The 15,097-nt window shown below is 53.5% G+C and carries 14 protein-coding genes, 3 pseudogenes and 1 riboswitch; of the genes and pseudogenes, 10 read left to right on the plus strand and 7 right to left on the minus strand.

What is annotated here, in order from left to right; translation table 11 throughout:
* Positions 1–20 precede the first annotated feature (20 nt).
* The 4 genes from WFK59_RS21575 (at position 21) to WFK59_RS21590 (ending at position 3,733) form a co-directional block, all read left to right on the plus strand.
* Positions 21–1,238: an argininosuccinate synthase gene (locus WFK59_RS21575; RefSeq protein WP_031377640.1), complete on the plus strand. Its 1,218-nt coding sequence runs from the start codon at positions 21–23 to the stop codon at positions 1,236–1,238.
* Between the two features lie 89 nt (positions 1,239–1,327).
* Positions 1,328–2,701: an argininosuccinate lyase gene (gene argH, locus WFK59_RS21580; RefSeq protein WP_233986266.1), complete on the plus strand. Its 1,374-nt coding sequence runs from the start codon at positions 1,328–1,330 to the stop codon at positions 2,699–2,701.
* Between the two features lie 312 nt (positions 2,702–3,013).
* Positions 3,014–3,343, plus strand: a complete 330-nt coding sequence (locus tag WFK59_RS21585) for a colicin V synthesis protein (RefSeq protein ID WP_233986268.1) — start codon at positions 3,014–3,016, stop codon at positions 3,341–3,343.
* Positions 3,344–3,403: 60 nt separating this feature from the next.
* Positions 3,404–3,733 (plus strand): hypothetical protein, encoded by a 330-nt coding sequence (locus WFK59_RS21590; RefSeq protein WP_233986277.1) that lies wholly within the window; start codon positions 3,404–3,406, stop codon positions 3,731–3,733.
* 87 nt (positions 3,734–3,820) lie between these two features.
* On the opposite strand, the pseudogene WFK59_RS21595 reads toward WFK59_RS21590, so the two are convergent.
* Together WFK59_RS21595 and WFK59_RS21600 are read right to left on the minus strand one after the other, a co-directional pair.
* Positions 3,821–3,955 (minus strand): annotated as a pseudogene (locus WFK59_RS21595) (argininosuccinate synthase domain-containing protein); the annotation flags it as partial.
* A gap of 24 nt (positions 3,956–3,979) precedes the next feature.
* Positions 3,980–4,291, minus strand: a pseudogene (locus tag WFK59_RS21600) (amino acid kinase family protein); the annotation flags it as partial.
* Positions 4,292–4,309: 18 nt separating this feature from the next.
* Here WFK59_RS21600 and WFK59_RS21605 point away from each other — a divergent pair.
* A pseudogene (locus tag WFK59_RS21605) lies at positions 4,310–4,659 on the plus strand (argininosuccinate lyase); the annotation flags it as partial.
* 203 nt (positions 4,660–4,862) lie between these two features.
* On the opposite strand, the gene WFK59_RS21610 reads toward WFK59_RS21605, so the two are convergent.
* The 3 genes from WFK59_RS21610 to WFK59_RS21620 all read right to left on the minus strand — a co-directional run bounded on the left by WFK59_RS21610 (position 4,863) and on the right by WFK59_RS21620 (position 6,939).
* Positions 4,863–5,165: a DUF5862 family protein gene (locus tag WFK59_RS21610; RefSeq protein WP_336757270.1), complete on the minus strand. Its 303-nt coding sequence runs from the start codon at positions 5,163–5,165 to the stop codon at positions 4,863–4,865.
* Between the two features lie 105 nt (positions 5,166–5,270).
* Positions 5,271–5,558, minus strand: coding sequence for a DUF5862 family protein (locus WFK59_RS21615; RefSeq protein WP_336757271.1), 288 nt, complete (start codon positions 5,556–5,558; stop codon positions 5,271–5,273).
* A gap of 646 nt (positions 5,559–6,204) precedes the next feature.
* Entirely contained in the window at positions 6,205–6,939 is a 735-nt protein-coding gene (locus tag WFK59_RS21620; protein ID WP_336757272.1) for a glutathione peroxidase, read from the minus strand.
* Positions 6,940–7,064: 125 nt separating this feature from the next.
* On the opposite strand from WFK59_RS21620, the gene oxyR reads away from it, so the two are divergent.
* On the plus strand, positions 7,065–7,982 hold the full coding sequence (oxyR, locus tag WFK59_RS21625) for a DNA-binding transcriptional regulator OxyR (protein ID WP_031377635.1): 918 nt from the start codon (positions 7,065–7,067) through the stop codon (positions 7,980–7,982).
* Here oxyR and sthA read toward each other — a convergent pair.
* Positions 7,965–9,365 carry a Si-specific NAD(P)(+) transhydrogenase gene (gene sthA, locus WFK59_RS21630; protein ID WP_233986297.1) on the minus strand — a complete coding sequence of 467 codons (1,401 nt, stop codon included), beginning with the start codon at positions 9,363–9,365 and terminating at the stop codon, positions 7,965–7,967. The genes oxyR and sthA overlap by 18 nt on opposite strands.
* 192 nt (positions 9,366–9,557) lie before the next feature.
* On the opposite strand from sthA, the gene fabR reads away from it, so the two are divergent.
* Together fabR and WFK59_RS21640 are read left to right on the plus strand one after the other, a co-directional pair.
* Entirely contained in the window at positions 9,558–10,208 is a 651-nt protein-coding gene (fabR, locus tag WFK59_RS21635; protein WP_094119953.1) for an HTH-type transcriptional repressor FabR, read from the plus strand.
* 10 nt (positions 10,209–10,218) lie between these two features.
* A complete protein-coding gene (locus tag WFK59_RS21640; protein WP_031377633.1) occupies positions 10,219–10,572 on the plus strand; it encodes a YijD family membrane protein in 354 nt (117 codons plus the stop codon).
* Positions 10,573–10,615: 43 nt separating this feature from the next.
* Here WFK59_RS21640 and trmA read toward each other — a convergent pair whose 3' ends face one another.
* Positions 10,616–11,719, minus strand: coding sequence for a tRNA (uridine(54)-C5)-methyltransferase TrmA (gene trmA, locus WFK59_RS21645; RefSeq protein ID WP_233986306.1), 1,104 nt, complete (start codon positions 11,717–11,719; stop codon positions 10,616–10,618).
* Positions 11,720–11,830: 111 nt separating this feature from the next.
* A riboswitch (cobalamin riboswitch) is annotated at positions 11,831–12,012 on the plus strand.
* Positions 12,013–12,082: 70 nt separating this feature from the next.
* On the opposite strand from trmA, the gene btuB reads away from it, so the two are divergent.
* The gene (gene btuB / locus WFK59_RS21650) at positions 12,083–13,963 is read left to right on the plus strand and encodes a TonB-dependent vitamin B12 receptor BtuB (RefSeq protein WP_336757273.1); all 1,881 of its coding nucleotides are present in this window, start codon (positions 12,083–12,085) and stop codon (positions 13,961–13,963) included.
* The gene (gene murI / locus WFK59_RS21655) at positions 13,908–14,759 is read left to right on the plus strand and encodes a glutamate racemase (protein ID WP_336757275.1); all 852 of its coding nucleotides are present in this window, start codon (positions 13,908–13,910) and stop codon (positions 14,757–14,759) included. The genes btuB and murI overlap by 56 nt, the downstream gene beginning before the upstream one ends.
* Positions 14,760–15,097 lie beyond the last annotated feature (338 nt).

A 15,097-nucleotide genomic window follows, 5' to 3' on the forward strand; every position in this document is an offset into this window, starting at 1 on the left:
TCTGATTCAAGGATTACGAAATGCAAACGCAAGGCATCAAAAAAATCGTTCTGGCTTACTCCGGTGGTCTTGATACGTCGGCCATCATTCCATGGCTGAAAGAGAACTACGGCGGCTGTGAGGTGGTGGCGTTTGTGGCCGATATCGGTCAGGAGCGCAGCGATCTGGAAGGCGTAGAGAAGAAAGCGCTGCAGTCTGGTGCTTCTGAGTGCCACGTGGTTGATCTGCGTGAAGAGTTCATCAGCGATTACGTTTATCCGGTCCTGCAGACCGGCGCATTATACGAAGGCACCTACCTGCTGGGCACCTCAATGGCGCGTCCTATCATCGCGAAAGCGCAGGTTGAACTGGCGCTGAAAGTGGGCGCGGATGCACTGTGTCATGGCGCAACCGGTAAAGGTAACGACCAGGTGCGTTTCGAAACCACCTACACCGCGCTGGCTCCGCAGCTGAAAGTGGTCGCGCCGTGGCGTGAATGGAACCTGCGTTCGCGTGAAGCGCTGCTGGATTACCTGAAAGAGCGCAACATCCCGACCACCGCGTCGCTGGAAAAAATCTACAGCCGTGATGAAAACGCCTGGCACATCTCCACCGAAGGCGGCGTGCTGGAAAGTCCGGCCAATGCTCCGAATAAAGATTGCTGGGTCTGGACCGTCGATCCTTTAGAGGCGCCGGATCAGCCAGAAGAAGTGACGGTGACCGTTGAGAAAGGTCGGGTCGTGGCCGTGAACGGCGAAAAACTGAGCCCGTTCCAGTGTCTGGAAAAACTCAATGTAATCGGCGCGAAGCATGGTGTGGGTCGGATCGATATCGTCGAAAACCGTCTGGTCGGCATCAAATCCCGTGGCTGTTATGAAACCCCAGGCGGCACCATCATGGTTAACGCGCTGCGTGCGGTTGAGCAGCTGGTACTGGATCGCGATAGCTTTAAATGGCGTGAACAGCTGGGTCAGGAAATGTCTTACGTGGTCTACGACGGTCGCTGGTTCGCACCGCTGCGTAAGTCAATTCAGGCGGCGGCAGAATCACTGGCCGAAGAGGTGAATGGCGAAGTGGTCCTGCAGCTCTACAAGGGTCAGGCAACGGCGACGCAGAAGCGTTCACCTAACAGCCTCTACTCGGAAGAGTTCGCGACCTTTGGCGAAGACGAAGTCTACGACCACCGTCACGCTGGCGGCTTTATCCGTCTGTTCTCACTCTCTTCGCGCATCCGCGCCCTGAACGAGCAGAAGAAGTAATCTTCAGGCGAGGTGCGCCTCGCCTCACCGTTTGAGCTCAGGGGCGGCATTTATGCCGCCCTTTGTTTAATGATTTAAAGGAGTTTCCCATGGCACTTTGGGGTGGACGGTTTACCCAGGCAGCAGATCAACGTTTCAAACAGTTCAACGATTCGCTGCGCTTCGATTACCGCCTGGCGGAGCAGGACATCATTGGCTCGGTCGCCTGGTCCAAAGCGCTGGTGACGGTCAATGTCCTGACACAGGATGAACAGCAGCAGCTGGAAGCGGCACTGAATGACTTGCTGGCCTCGGTGCGCGCCAATCCTGAGCAGATTTTGCAGAGCGACGCCGAAGATATCCATAGCTGGGTTGAAGGTCAGCTGATCGACAAAGTGGGATCGCTGGGAAAAAAACTGCATACCGGACGTAGCCGTAACGATCAGGTCGCCACCGATCTGAAGCTGTGGTGCAAAATGCAGGTCGAGGCGCTGCTGGGCGCCACGCGTGAGCTACAGCAGGCGCTGGTAGTGACCGCTGAAGCTAACCAGGATGCGGTGATGCCGGGCTACACGCACTTGCAGCGGGCGCAGCCGGTGACATTTGCGCACTGGTGCCTGGCCTATGTGGAAATGCTGGCGCGGGATGAAAGTCGCCTGCAGGATACCCTGAAACGGCTGGACGTCAGCCCACTGGGCTGTGGCGCGCTGGCCGGTACGGCGTATGAAATTGATCGTCAGCAACTGGCGGGCTGGCTGGGCTTTGCTTCCGCCACGCGCAACAGTCTAGATACCGTATCAGACCGCGACCATGTGCTGGAACTGCTCTCTGACGCTGCGATCGGCATGGTCCATCTGTCGCGCTTCGCCGAAGATATGATCTTCTTCAACACCGGTGAAGCGGGCTTTATCGAACTGTCCGATAAGGTGACCTCCGGTTCATCGCTGATGCCACAGAAGAAAAATCCGGATGCGCTGGAGCTGATCCGCGGCAAGTGCGGCCGGGTACAGGGCGCACTGACCGGCATGATGATGACGCTGAAAGGCCTGCCGCTGGCTTACAACAAGGATATGCAGGAAGACAAAGAGGGATTATTCGACGCGCTCGATACCTGGCTCGACTGCCTGCATATGTCGGTGCTGGTGCTGGATGGCCTGCAGGTGAAGCGTCCGCGTTGTCAGGAAGCCGCCGAGCAGGGTTACGCCAACTCTACTGAACTGGCAGATTATCTGGTCGCTAAAGGGGTGCCGTTCCGTGAAGCGCACCACATTGTCGGCGAAGTGGTGGTCGAGGCCATCAGGCAGGGCGTGGCACTGGAAGCCCTGTCGCTGGCGCAGTTACAGCCGTTCAGCGCGGTGATTGAAGAGGATGTCTATCCGATTCTGGCGCTGCAATCCTGCCTGGATAAGCGTAATGCGCAGGGCGGCGTATCGCCTCAGCAGGTTGCATTTGCTATTGCGGAAGCGAAGCAGCGTCTGTTCTAAAAAAAGGGCTGGCAAAGCCTGCGCTTTGCCAGCCTCTGTCGCCCTGAACTCCCTTCCTTCCCGGCCTGGTCTGAGCCTTTATCCCTTAACTTCCGGCTGTAGATTATAATTATTCTCAGTGCAGGGTTTCAGACAGTGAATTAGCAGAAAATCCATATTCTTTTATTTGCCTGCCACATCTCCATTTTATTTGTCAATGCAATAGTTTGTGCATTTATGGCCTTTTTACTATTTCTTAAGAAAATAAATGGCGTTATTTTACAACCACACCGACAGGTGTTTTTTTAAGATCTTTTTGAGCCAGGAGGGCTTATGCGTGAATTAACAATTAACGAGACTTTATCTGTTTCTGGTGCTGCAACAGCTAATGACGTTGCATTTTTTATCGGCGATCATCTGGCTAGCTCAATTATTGGTGGCGTTGCCGCTACAGTCGCCGGTGCTTCCATTGGCTATCTGCACGGTGGGGATGCCATGGGCTGGCTGGGGCTGGGTGTCATTGGTCAACTGGTTGGTGCGGTGAGTGGTGCGATAATTGGCGGAGTCGGCGGCGTGATTGGCGGCGCACTGGTTTCTCTGTCGTATAGTCTGCCATTAGCGAACCAATTGGCACAGACGATTATTGCGGGTGACATCGTATAATCATCAGTATTCAAAAAAGCAAAACGTTATTTTTATGAACTAATAAGCAGGCAATATATTATGCGTCAATTAAAAGATTCTGAACTGAAATCCGTTTCCGGTGCTTATAGCGATAACATCCTGGCTAATATTGCAGAAGGTACCGTGTGTGCAATTGGTGGCGCTGTACTTGGGGCGTGGACAATGGCAATTTTAGGTGGTCGTGGTGCAAGTTCCAAAGATGTTATCGGCATCGGCGGCGGTATTACCGCCGTAATCGGCATGTTTGGTGGAGCGTTAACCGGTGCTGTGGCGGGTGCTTTTTATGGCCCTTATATTGGTTACGACGCTGGTCTGGTTATGGCGGAAGGTTTGCTGCTGGATATCATGAAAGGTCTGCCGGGAGCCTAACTCTCTGACATTCGCTGCCGCTCAGGTTTAACCGGCAGGCAAAAAAAGCGGGCATGTTCCATGCCCGCTAAATTTCTCTCTCCGTACTTCTGCTCCTCCGTCTCTTCCAGACGCCACCACCTCACAGCCGCCGTAGTTCTCTTTCAGCCATGGAATGATGGCCGACGTATCAAGACCACCGGAGTAAGCCAGAACGATTTTTTTGATGCCTTGCGTTTGCATTTCGTAATCCTTGAATCAGAGTCGTTAAGCGAGAATCCGGGTGCCAATCGGCACGCCGTTAAACAGGTCAGGCAGCCGCTCGGCATGACGCCAGCTGGCGATATCCACCGGTCGGCCCAGCGTACGCGCCGCATCCAGCGCAGCGTGGACCTTCACAATCATGCCGTCGGTAATGATGCCCTGGGTAATCAGTTGTTCCGCATTGTCGGCGGTCATCTCTTCGATACGCTGTCCTTTGCCGTCGAGGATACCGCTGACGTCGGAGAGCAGGACTAAATCCGCTCCAGGAGGGGAGGCCAGCGCCGTCGCCGCCTGGTCAGCGTTGACGTTCATCAGTGTGATACCTCGCCCGGCCACCTGCCTGAGCCGGTGCTGGATAGTCTGCAGATGATGCGTCCACGTTGTCATGAGGCCTCGGACAGGGTTACGCCAATCCTGCCAGGCTGGCTGATGATCGGGTCGCTAAAGAGGAGCCGTTCCGCGAAGTGCAGCACATTGTCGGAAAAGTGGCGGCAGAAGCCTTCAGGCAGGGCGTGGTACTGGAAGCCTTGTCTCTGGCGCAGTTACAGCCGTTCAGCGCGGCGATTGAAGAGGATCTCTATCCGATTCGGGCGCCGTAATCCTGTCTGGATAAGCGTAATGCGCAGGGCGGCGTATCGCCTCAGCAGGTGGCGATTGCGGAAGCGAAGCAAAGAGTGGGCTAAGCGAATAATAGACAGACGGATTTGCTGGCAAAGCAAACGCTTTGCCAGCTTTATTTCTTTGTTCGAAAAGCGTGTGAGGGCTTAAGCAGAAGGCGTGACGCTTGGGGGGACTGTCAGGGATAGCGCCTCACACTGGTCGGGCTTATTATTTTGACAGCAAGCTTTCGGTTCGCCCTGCGAATGCGTATTGGCGATGGGGAGTTTTATTCAACGCCAAAACTTTTTCGATAGTCGTTGAGCAATATGCCCGTCTGTTCATAACCAATTATTAATGAAGATGCCAGGCCCAATGCACCACCCATTACCGGACCGACCATTATTCCTACTAACTGGGAGAGGGCACCGAATATAAAACCGCCGCCGCCACCTAATTTACCGCCCAGGGACATGCCGGTAGACATGCCATCCAGTACATTACTCAATACCTGATCCATTGTGGTCAGGGTATCTGTCGTAATCGCGGCGCCGCTGACAAACTGCAGTTCAGTCGTCGATAAATCTCGCATGCTTTTTCCTTCATTAGAGATAAGAAAAGGGCGTGATAATCTAATGTTAAAAGAGTATCCCGCCCTGAATTATTTATTTAAACTGATTAACCAAAAAAGCTGATATTAATTGGTGTTACCTGGGCCGAAGGTGGTGCGGTAATCTGCAATTACTTCACGCACAGTATCAACATCTGTTGCTGCGCCAAGGACCAGACCTACTACGCCGCCCATGATTGGCGGAACGATAATGCCGACCAGCTGAGAAATTGCACCAACAATCCAGCCGCCGCCAGTTCCCCATTTTCCGCCAATGGCCATGCCGGTTGCGGCACCGTCCATCATGCCGAACAGCGCACCAGCCAGGTCGCCACCGCTTACAGAGTTCAATTCCTCATGAGATAATGTACGCATAATTATTTCCTTTATATATGTTGAGTTTATTTGCTGTGTATTAAAATCGCGCCTTGGCAGCACAATTAATGTAATGCGGGGTAACAATAATCAATAACGGAGCCACGGTATATAGATGATTTACTATATTCACGTAATCGGCCGATTATTTCGGTCTCATTTTGAAATATGCCAGAAAATATGATTTTTCCAGGTGATGTTAATTGGGGGGTGATTCGTCATTTACAATTATTATTGATACGCAATTTTCTGTAACAAAGTCAATTAAAAGCAGGATAATAGTTAAGCCATGTTTACCACTTATAGGGGGTTATACCTGTGATGATATTTCCGGATGGCAGTCTGTGGGCGAGACATAGGGTACTGAAAAAACAGCATTAAAGGCCATGTGAATGGAAAATAACCGGGAAAAAATCAAGGGTAAAAAAATCATCAGGCGACTCATAGAGCGGAGCTTAATCCTTTCAGCGCTACGGCGGCGTTAAGGGAATAATGGAAGGTGTCTTGCAGAAAATATCGGGCCCGAATAACAGGCAAAAAAAAGCGGGCATCATAAATGCCCGCCAACCTCTAGCTTCAGAATTACTACTTTTTTTATAGGCACATCATCAAAGGGCCAGCACTCCCGGCTGACACAGTGATAGGTTTACGCTGACAACAGGAACTGCTCCAGGTCATCGCTGCCGCCAATATGACGGCCACCGATAAACACCTGTGGCACCGTCGCCCGGCCAGAAACGGCACGCAGGCTAACGGTCGTCGCATCCTGTCCCAGCACGATCTCTTCGAACTGAATACCGTGGTCCAACAGCAGCTGTTTTGCTTTAGTGCAGAACGGGCAGCCCGGTTTGGTAAACACCGAGACTGATTCCTGCACTTTATATTCCGGGGCCAGGTACCGCAGCATCGTATCGGCATCTGATACTTCAAACGGGTCGCCTGGCTGGTCAGGCTCGACAAACATTTTCTCCACTACGCCGTTACGGACCAGCATCGAGTAACGCCACGAGCGCGCGCCAAAGCCAAGATCGGCTTTCTCAACCAGCATCTCCATGCCGCGGGTAAATTCGCCGTTGCCATCAGGAATAAAGGTAATATTCTCCGCCCGCTGTTCCGCTTTCCACGCGTTCATCACAAAGGTGTCATTAACGGAGACACACAGAATGCTGTCCACGCCGTGCTGTGCAAAGACACCTGACAGCTCGTTGTAACGCGGCAGATGGCTGGATGAACAGGTCGGTGTAAAAGCACCCGGCAGAGAGAAAACGATTACCGTTTTATCTTTAAACAGTTCATCGGTGGTGATATCGACCCAGCGATCGCCATGGCGGGTGTGAAAAGTGACCTGCGGAACGGCTTTACCTTCCTGACTTGCAAACATTTTTTCTCCTTAATGGCGAACCGCTTATTTTGATGCGTGCATTATTCCCGCCCACCCTTGATAGGGCTAATCGTTCATTGCTATTCTATCTATCGCCACGGACTATCGTGGTCTGGAGGGTAATAATGAATATTCGTGATCTTGAATATCTGGTTTCGCTTGCTGAACACCGGCATTTTCGCCGCGCTGCGGATGCATGTCATGTCAGTCAGCCTACGTTAAGCGGGCAGATCCGTAAGCTGGAAGATGAGCTGGGTGTCATGCTGCTGGAGCGCACCAGCCGTAAAGTGCTGTTCACTCAGGCGGGATTACTGCTGGTGGATCAGGCGCGAACGGTGCTGCGCGAAGTGAAAGTGCTGAAAGAGATGGCCAGTCAGCAAGGGGAAGCGATGTCAGGCCCGCTGCATATCGGCCTCATTCCGACCACTGGCCCCTATCTGCTGCCGCAAATTATTCCGATGCTGCATCAGACATTCCCGAAACTGGAAATGTATCTGCATGAAGCGCAGACCCAGCAGTTACTGGCCCAGCTCGATAGCGGCAAGCTGGACTGTGCCATTCTGGCACTGGTCAAAGAGAGTGAAGCCTTTATTGAGGTGCCGCTGTTTGATGAGCCCATGAAGCTGGCGGTCTATGCCGATCATCCGTGGCGCGATCGCGATCGTGTGCCGATGTCCGATCTGGCTGGCGAAAAACTGCTGATGCTGGAAGATGGTCACTGTCTGCGCGATCAGGCGATGGGCTTCTGTTTTGAGGCGGGCGCGGATGAAGATACCCACTTCCGGGCTACCAGTCTTGAAACGCTGCGCAATATGGTGGCGGCAGGCAGTGGGATTACGCTGCTTCCGGCGCTGGCGGTACCGCCAGAACGTATTCGGGATGGTGTCTGCTATCTTCCTTGCTACAAGCCGGTCCCTCAGCGCACTATCGCGCTGGTCTACCGTCCGGGTTCACCTCTGCGCAGCCGTTATGAACAGCTGGCAGAGGCAATTAAAACCCACATGCAACATCATTTCGACACGGCGTTAAAACAGGCGGTTTAAGCCATTTAATGCCGCCACGCGATAGGCTTCGGCCATGGTAGGGTAGTTAAAGGTGGTATTCACGAAGTACTCAATCGTGTTGCCACCGTTTTTCTGCTCCATGATCGCCTGACCGATGTGGATAATTTCGGCCGCTCGTTCGCCAAAGCAGTGAATTCCCAGGATCTCTTTGGTTTCGCGGTGGAACAGGATCTTCAGGCTGCCGACGTTCATACCGACAATCTGCGCCCGCGCCAGATGTTTAAACTGCGCACGTCCCACTTCGTAAGGTACCTTCATCGCCGTCAGCTGCTGCTCGGTTTTACCGACGGAGCTGATTTCCGGAATGGTATAGATCCCGGTCGGGATATCTTCAATCAGATGCGCGGAGGCTTCGCCTTTGATGATCGCCTGTGCGGCAATCCGGCCCTGATCGTACGCCGCTGAGGCCAGGCTCGGATAACCAATTACGTCACCGACCGCATAGATGTGTGGCTGCGCGGTCTGATACATGCTGTTGACTTTCAGCAGGCCACGGCCATCCGCTTCCAGTCCGACATTCTCCAGCGACAGCGAGTCGGTGTTGCCGGTACGCCCGTTGGCGTACAGCAGACAGTCCGCTTTCACTTTCTTGCCCGATTTCAGATGGATAATCACGCCATCTTCTACCCCTTCGATCTTCTCAAACTCTTCGTTGTGACGAATCACCACGCCGCTGTTCCAGAAGTGATAAGAGAGCGAGTCGGACATCTCCTGATCCAGGAACGCCAGCAGACGATCGCGGGTATTAATCAGGTCAACTTTGACGTTCAGACCACGGAAAATCGAAGCATATTCACAGCCAATCACGCCCGCGCCATAAATAATAACGTGGCCAGGTTCGTGATGCAGATTGAGAATGGAGTCGGAGTCATAGACGCGCGGATGGGTAAAATCGACATCATCAGGATGGTAAGGACGTGACCCACAGGCGATGACGAATTTCTCAGCGGTCAGGCGCTCACGCGTGCCATCAGGTTGTTCAATCTCAATGGTGTTGGCATCAACAAAGCGGGCATCGCCCTGATAAAGCTCACAGCGGTTACGCTCATAGAATCCCTGACGCATTGCCGTTTGCTGGCTGATCACGTTTTCAGTGTGATTAAGAATGTCAGCGAAGGAGGAGCGGAGCAGTCGGGTGTGATCGCTGTAGAGCGGGTTTTGGTTAAATTCGATGATGCGACTGACGGCGTGGCGAAGTGCTTTAGAAGGAATGGTGCCCCAGTGCGTACAACCGCCGCCGATGTTGTGGTAGCGTTCGATCACTGCGATGCGCGCTCCCTGCTTCACCAGTCCCATCGCCGCACCTTCACCGCCGGGTCCTGAGCCAATCACAATGGCATCGTAATCGTAAGACTTTTGCATACCGATACGTCCTATTATTTATACATTTTTACAACGAGATTCTAACATCTCGCCGCGCACTTCTGAATTCTATCAGCGATTTTCATCACAGTTTGGCAAAGAGTGAGGTTCACAGGCGGTGACAAAGTTTGCCACTCTGTACGCTGAAAATTTTGTTATAGTGCCCGCTTAATACCGCAAAAGGCAGAGAGAATGGGCGTCAGAGCGCAACAAAAAGAACGTACACGACGTACACTGATTGAAGCAGCTTTCAGTCAGCTCAGCGCCGAACGCAGTTTTGCCAGTCTGAGTTTGCGAGAGGTTGCCCGTGAAGCGGGCATCGCCCCGACCTCGTTTTATCGACATTTTAAGGATGTTGATGAGTTGGGGCTGACCATGGTCGATGAAAGTGGACTGATGTTGCGACAACTGATGCGCCAGGCACGCCAGCGTATTGCCAAGGGCGGCAGCATTATCAAAACCTCGGTTGCCACCTTTATGGAGTTCATCGGCAACAATCCCAACGCATTCCGCCTGTTACTGCGTGAACGTTCCGGCACCTCTGCCGCTTTCCGCGCTGCGGTCGCGCGTGAAATTCAGCATTTTATCGCTGAACTGGCCGATTATCTTGAGGTCGAAAATCGCATGCCGCGCAGTTTTACCGAAGCGCAGGCCGAAGCGATGGTGACCATCGTCTTCAGCGCCGGCGCAGAGGCGCTGGATGTCGATGCCGAACAGCGCCGTAAGCTGGAAGATCGTCTGGTGCTGCAATTACGCATGATCGCCAAAGGCGCCTATTACTGGTACCGCCGGGAACAAGAACGACTGGCGGTGACCCTGGAAAAACCCGAGAGCAATGAATAAGGATCAGGCCATGACCCACCCGAGTTCCCGCGATAAAGGCACATTGTTACTGGCTTTTATTACCGGTTTAGCCATTAACGGCTCGTTTTCCGTGCTGTTCAGCGCTTTTGTTCCGTTTTCGATTTTTCCGCTGATCGCGCTTGGCCTGGCGGCCTGGTGCCTGCATCAGCGTTATCTCAACACCAACATGCCTGACGGTATGCCGGGACTGGCAGCGGCGTTTTTCCTGCTGGGGATTCTGGTTTACAGCGCGCTGGTGCGGGCGGAATATCCCGATATTGGCTCGAACTTCATCCCGACCATTCTGATGGTGGCGCTGGTGTTCTGGATTGCGACGCGCTTTAAGCGCAAACGCAATCAGTAAAGGCGAGAGAGTAAAAAACGGGAACCCTGAGGTTCCCATTTTTTTATGCTTTGCGCGTCAGCAGGACGCCGCATTCCATATGGTGGGTGTAGGGGAACTGATCGAACAGCGCCAGCCGCGTCACGTCGTGCGTTTCCGTCAGGGTCTGCAGATTGTCGCTCAGCGTTTGCGGATTGCAGGAGATATAAAGGATGCGCGGATAGGCCTGCACCATCTTCACCGTCTCTTCATCCAGTCCACTGCGCGGCGGATCGACAAAAATCGTCTCGCATTGGTAGCTGGTCAGATCAATCCCTTCCAGACGATTAAAGCTGCGCACGCCATTCATTGCCTGAGTAAACTCTTCGGCGGCCATACGGATGATCTGTACATTATCAATCTGGTTAGCAGCGATGTTGTACTGTGCTGATGCCACTGATGGTTTGGCGATTTCGGTGGCCAGCACCCGGCGGAAATTACGCGCCAGCGCCAGTGAGAAGTTGCCGTTGCCGCAATAGAGTTCCAGCAGATCGCCCTGCGAACCCTGGGTGACATCCAGCGCCCATTCCAGCATCTGAATATTCATCGCTGCGTTTGGCTGAGTGAAGCTGTTCTCAACCTGGCGATAAATCAACTCGCGTCCCGCCACCGGCAGACGCTCATCCACATAATCCCGATCGAGGCAGATTTTGGTTTTGGTCGCGCGGCCAATCAGCTGTACATCAAGACCTTCTGCACGTAGCCGATCCCGCAGTTCGCTGGCGGCCAGCTGCCAGGCGTCATCGAGCTTACGGTGATAGAGCAGCGAGATAACAATCTGATTGCTCAGGGTCGACAGGTAATCGATCTGAAACAGTTTATGGCGCAGCGTACGATTGTCGCGGATCGCCGCGATCATCTTCGGCATCAGCTGGTTGATCAACTCACTGGCGGCCGGGAACTGATCGACACGGATCCGCTCGCGGGTCTGCTGATCAAAGATAATGTGGTAGATGTCGTCGCCATCGTGCCACAGCCGGAACTCGGCACGCATACGATAGTGGCTGACCGGTGAACGGAACACCTCCACCTCGGGCGCAGCAAATGGCGTCATCATCGTCACTAAACGACTGACTTTTTCCGCCAGTTGCGCGTCATATTGTTCAATAGGGAGATGTTCGGGAGTCATGATCCGTCCTGATTAATAGCTTACCAGCGGGCGATTGTAGGGATTCACTTGCTGATGTCCAGCCCTGCGGCGATAAGAAGTTTAGAAGTCTGGACTTCCGAACCACCACTCCGTAGACTGCGTTCGCCGGCCTCAAGCCCGAGATAATAGGGAATCCAGTGTAAATCTGGAGCTGACGCGCAGCGGTAAGGAATGTCGTGGTGAGTGCAATTGCAGACACTGTCCTGCGGGATGGGAAGTCATCACCACTTATGGTTCCCAGCCCGAAGACCTGCCGGTGTGACGTCGCTACTCGTACGATCATCGCGTTCTATTGATTGTATGCCTGCGGCATCCTGCTTTGTCTTTTGGATGCAATTAAAAATGACGAAAACTACCGCATCGCTGTTCGCCTTTAGTGCAACGGCGGTTTCTCTCTGGGCGCAAAACGGTTTTGCTCAGGGGATTGATGATACGCAAATAGTCACTGCCAATCGTTTTGCTCAGCCGGTGTCGAGCGTGCTGGCACCCACTACCGTGGTCACGCGTGACGAGATCGATCGCTGGCAAGCCAAAAGCCTGACCGATGTGATGCGTCGTCTGCCCGGCGTCGACATTACTCAAAGCGGCGGCATGGGACAGCAGAGTTCGCTGTTTATCCGCGGCACCGAGTCCCGGCACGTTCTGATTCTGATTGATGGTATTCGCCTCAACCAGGCCGGTATTTCCGGCTCCTCCGATCTCAGCCAGATTCCTCTTTCGCTGGTGCAGCGGATTGAATATATCCGCGGCGCGCGTTCAGCGGTCTACGGTTCGGATGCGATTGGCGGCGTGGTCAATATCATTACCGGCCGGGCGCAACCGGGCACCACGCTGACGGCGGGCGTCGGCTCCAACGGTTACCAGTCTTACGATGGTGCCACGCAGCAGATGCTGGGCGACGCAACGAAGCTGACCCTGGCGGGTAACTATACCTATACCAAAGGGTATGACGTGGTGGCGGGTTATCCCAACGATTATGGCCCGGCGCAACACGACCGTGACGGCTTCATGAGCAAAACGCTGTATGGCAATCTTGAGCATCAGTTCAGTGATGAACTCAGCGGTTTTGTGCGCGGCTACGGTTTTGATAACCGCACCGCCTACGACGGCTCAGAGAGCTACGATGCCAGTTACACCAACGTCATCGGCCTGGCCGATACCCGTCAGCTTTACAGCCAGACCTGGGATACCGGCTTACGCTTTAACCGAGACCTCTATTCAACGCAGCTGATCGCCAGCTATGGCCACACCAAAGATATTAACTACGATCCGCGCAATGGACGTTATGGCGCCGCATCTACCTTCGATGATGTCACCCAGTACAATCTGCAATGGGGTAACACCGTGCAGGTGGGGCAGGGCGCTATCAGCGCCGGCGTTGACTGGCAAAAGGAGACGACCGAACCGGGCACCAATACTCTGTCAGAGGGCTATGAGCAGCGCAACACGGGACTCTATCTGACCGGCCAGCAGCAGTTTGGCAGTGTAACGCTGGAAGGGGCAGTACGCGGTGACGATAACAACCAGTTTGGCTGGCACAACACCTGGCAGACTGCCGTTGGCTGGGAGTTTATCTCCGGTTACCGTGCTTTTGCTTCTTACGGGACAGCTTTTAAGGCGCCGAACCTCTCTCAGGTCTACAGCCCCTTTTATGGTAATCGCGATCTCGATCCGGAAAAGAGTAAGCAATGGGAAGGCGGGTTTGAAGGCCTGAGCGGACCGGTTAACTGGCGCGTATCAGGGTATCGCAACGATATCGATAACCTGATTGATAGCGATCCGGCGACCTATCGCTACTACAACATTAAGCAGGCACGTATTAAAGGTGTTGAGGCGACCGCTTCCTTTGATACCGGGCCGCTGGCGCATCAGCTCTCCTATGATTATGTCGATGCCCGCGACGGCACTACCGACCAGCCGCTGATTCGTCGTGCTAAACAGCAGGTGAAGTATCAACTTGACTGGACGCTGTATGATTTTGACTGGTCAGTGACTTATCACTATCTGGGCGACCGTTATGATACCGACTTCAACAGTTCGCCCAGTCGTCGGGTGAAGCTGGGCGGGGTTAGCCTGTGGGATCTCGCCGTCTCATATCCGGTCACTTCACAACTCACGGTTCGTGGTAGAATTGCCAACCTGTTCGATAAAGATTACGAGACAGTGTATGGCTATCAAACCCCAGGACGAGAGTATTACCTCAGCGGCAGCTACAGCTTCTGATTTGCGCCCCACCGTGCTGGTATTCGACTCCGGCGTCGGTGGGCTTTCGGTCTATGATGAGGTCCGTCAACTGCTGCCGGATCTTCACTATCTTTACGCCTTCGATAACGCCGGCTTTCCCTATGGCGAGAAAAGCGAAACCTTTATCGTGGAACGCGTGGTGGCGATGGTTGATGCCATTACCCAGCGCTATCCGCTCTCTCTGGTCATCATCGCCTGTAATACGGCCAGTACCGTCTCGCTGCCCGCCTTACGTGAGCGCTTTGCTTTTCCGGTAGTGGGGGTCGTGCCAGCAATTAAACCGGCGGCACGTCTGACACGTAATGGTGTGGTGGGCTTGCTGGCAACGCGTGCCACGGTGCGTCGTCCTTATACTCATGAGCTGGTGGCTCAGTTTGCCGGCGCATGCAACATCGAAATGCTGGGATCGGCGGAGCTGGTGGAGCTGGCCGAAGCCAAACTGCATGGTGAGGAAGTGGCACTGGAAGAGGTACGTCGTATTGTTCAGCCGTGGCTGCGCATGGCTGAACCGCCAGATACGGTAGTATTGGGCTGCACTCACTTTCCTTTACTGCGTGATGAGCTACAACAGGTTTTGCCGGAAGGGACCCGACTCATCGATTCCGGTGCAGCGATAGCACGACGTACGGCATGGCTGCTGGAACATGAGGCGCCCGAAGTCCGTTCTTCGCAACATAACGTAGCATTCTGCACTGAACTGGATAGTGAAGCTGTACAATTAACCCCCGTTTTAAGGCGTTATGGCTTCCCATTGCTGGAAAAACTGGCGGTTTAACGGCTTTTAGTCGAAAAAATCAGCACTCAGAATTTTATTTGAAATTAACACTTGTCAGCTTCCGGGAACTCCCTATAATGCGCCTCCACTGACACGGCACAACGGCTTACGAAGCGCCGGGTTAAGTAGGTTCGAAATCATACGAACCAGTGAGTTAAGCAGAAATAAACGCTTGACTGACAATGCGGAAAGCGTAATATACGCAGCCCGCGCCGCAGGAATATGTGGCACCGCTCTTTAACAATTTATCAGACAATCTGTGTGGGCACTCGCAGGATTGATATCAGCGTCTCCGGACGTAAAAAATATCAAGTCTCACGAGTGAACACATAATGAAA

It is taken from the genome of Pantoea sp. USHLN298 (genome assembly GCF_037149395.1).
Lineage (GTDB): Bacteria > Pseudomonadota > Gammaproteobacteria > Enterobacterales > Enterobacteriaceae > Pantoea > Pantoea astica.

Excerpts from the sequence above, each read along its gene's own strand:
- WFK59_RS21575 (WP_031377640.1), top strand. The coding sequence starts at position 21 with ATGCAAACGCAAGGCATCAAAAAAATCGTTCTGGCTTACTCCGGTGGT.
- argH (WP_233986266.1), top strand. The coding sequence starts at position 1,328 with ATGGCACTTTGGGGTGGACGGTTTACCCAGGCAGCAGATCAACGTTTC.
- WFK59_RS21585 (WP_233986268.1), top strand. The coding sequence starts at position 3,014 with ATGCGTGAATTAACAATTAACGAGACTTTATCTGTTTCTGGTGCTGCA.
- WFK59_RS21590 (WP_233986277.1), top strand. The coding sequence starts at position 3,404 with ATGCGTCAATTAAAAGATTCTGAACTGAAATCCGTTTCCGGTGCTTAT.
- WFK59_RS21610 (WP_336757270.1), bottom strand. The coding sequence starts at position 5,165 with ATGCGAGATTTATCGACGACTGAACTGCAGTTTGTCAGCGGCGCCGCG.
- WFK59_RS21615 (WP_336757271.1), bottom strand. The coding sequence starts at position 5,558 with ATGCGTACATTATCTCATGAGGAATTGAACTCTGTAAGCGGTGGCGAC.
- WFK59_RS21620 (WP_336757272.1), bottom strand. The coding sequence starts at position 6,939 with ATGTTTGCAAGTCAGGAAGGTAAAGCCGTTCCGCAGGTCACTTTTCAC.
- oxyR (WP_031377635.1), top strand. The coding sequence starts at position 7,065 with ATGAATATTCGTGATCTTGAATATCTGGTTTCGCTTGCTGAACACCGG.
- sthA (WP_233986297.1), bottom strand. The coding sequence starts at position 9,365 with ATGCAAAAGTCTTACGATTACGATGCCATTGTGATTGGCTCAGGACCC.
- fabR (WP_094119953.1), top strand. The coding sequence starts at position 9,558 with ATGGGCGTCAGAGCGCAACAAAAAGAACGTACACGACGTACACTGATT.
- WFK59_RS21640 (WP_031377633.1), top strand. The coding sequence starts at position 10,219 with ATGACCCACCCGAGTTCCCGCGATAAAGGCACATTGTTACTGGCTTTT.
- trmA (WP_233986306.1), bottom strand. The coding sequence starts at position 11,719 with ATGACTCCCGAACATCTCCCTATTGAACAATATGACGCGCAACTGGCG.
- btuB (WP_336757273.1), top strand. The coding sequence starts at position 12,083 with ATGACGAAAACTACCGCATCGCTGTTCGCCTTTAGTGCAACGGCGGTT.
- murI (WP_336757275.1), top strand. The coding sequence starts at position 13,908 with ATGGCTATCAAACCCCAGGACGAGAGTATTACCTCAGCGGCAGCTACA.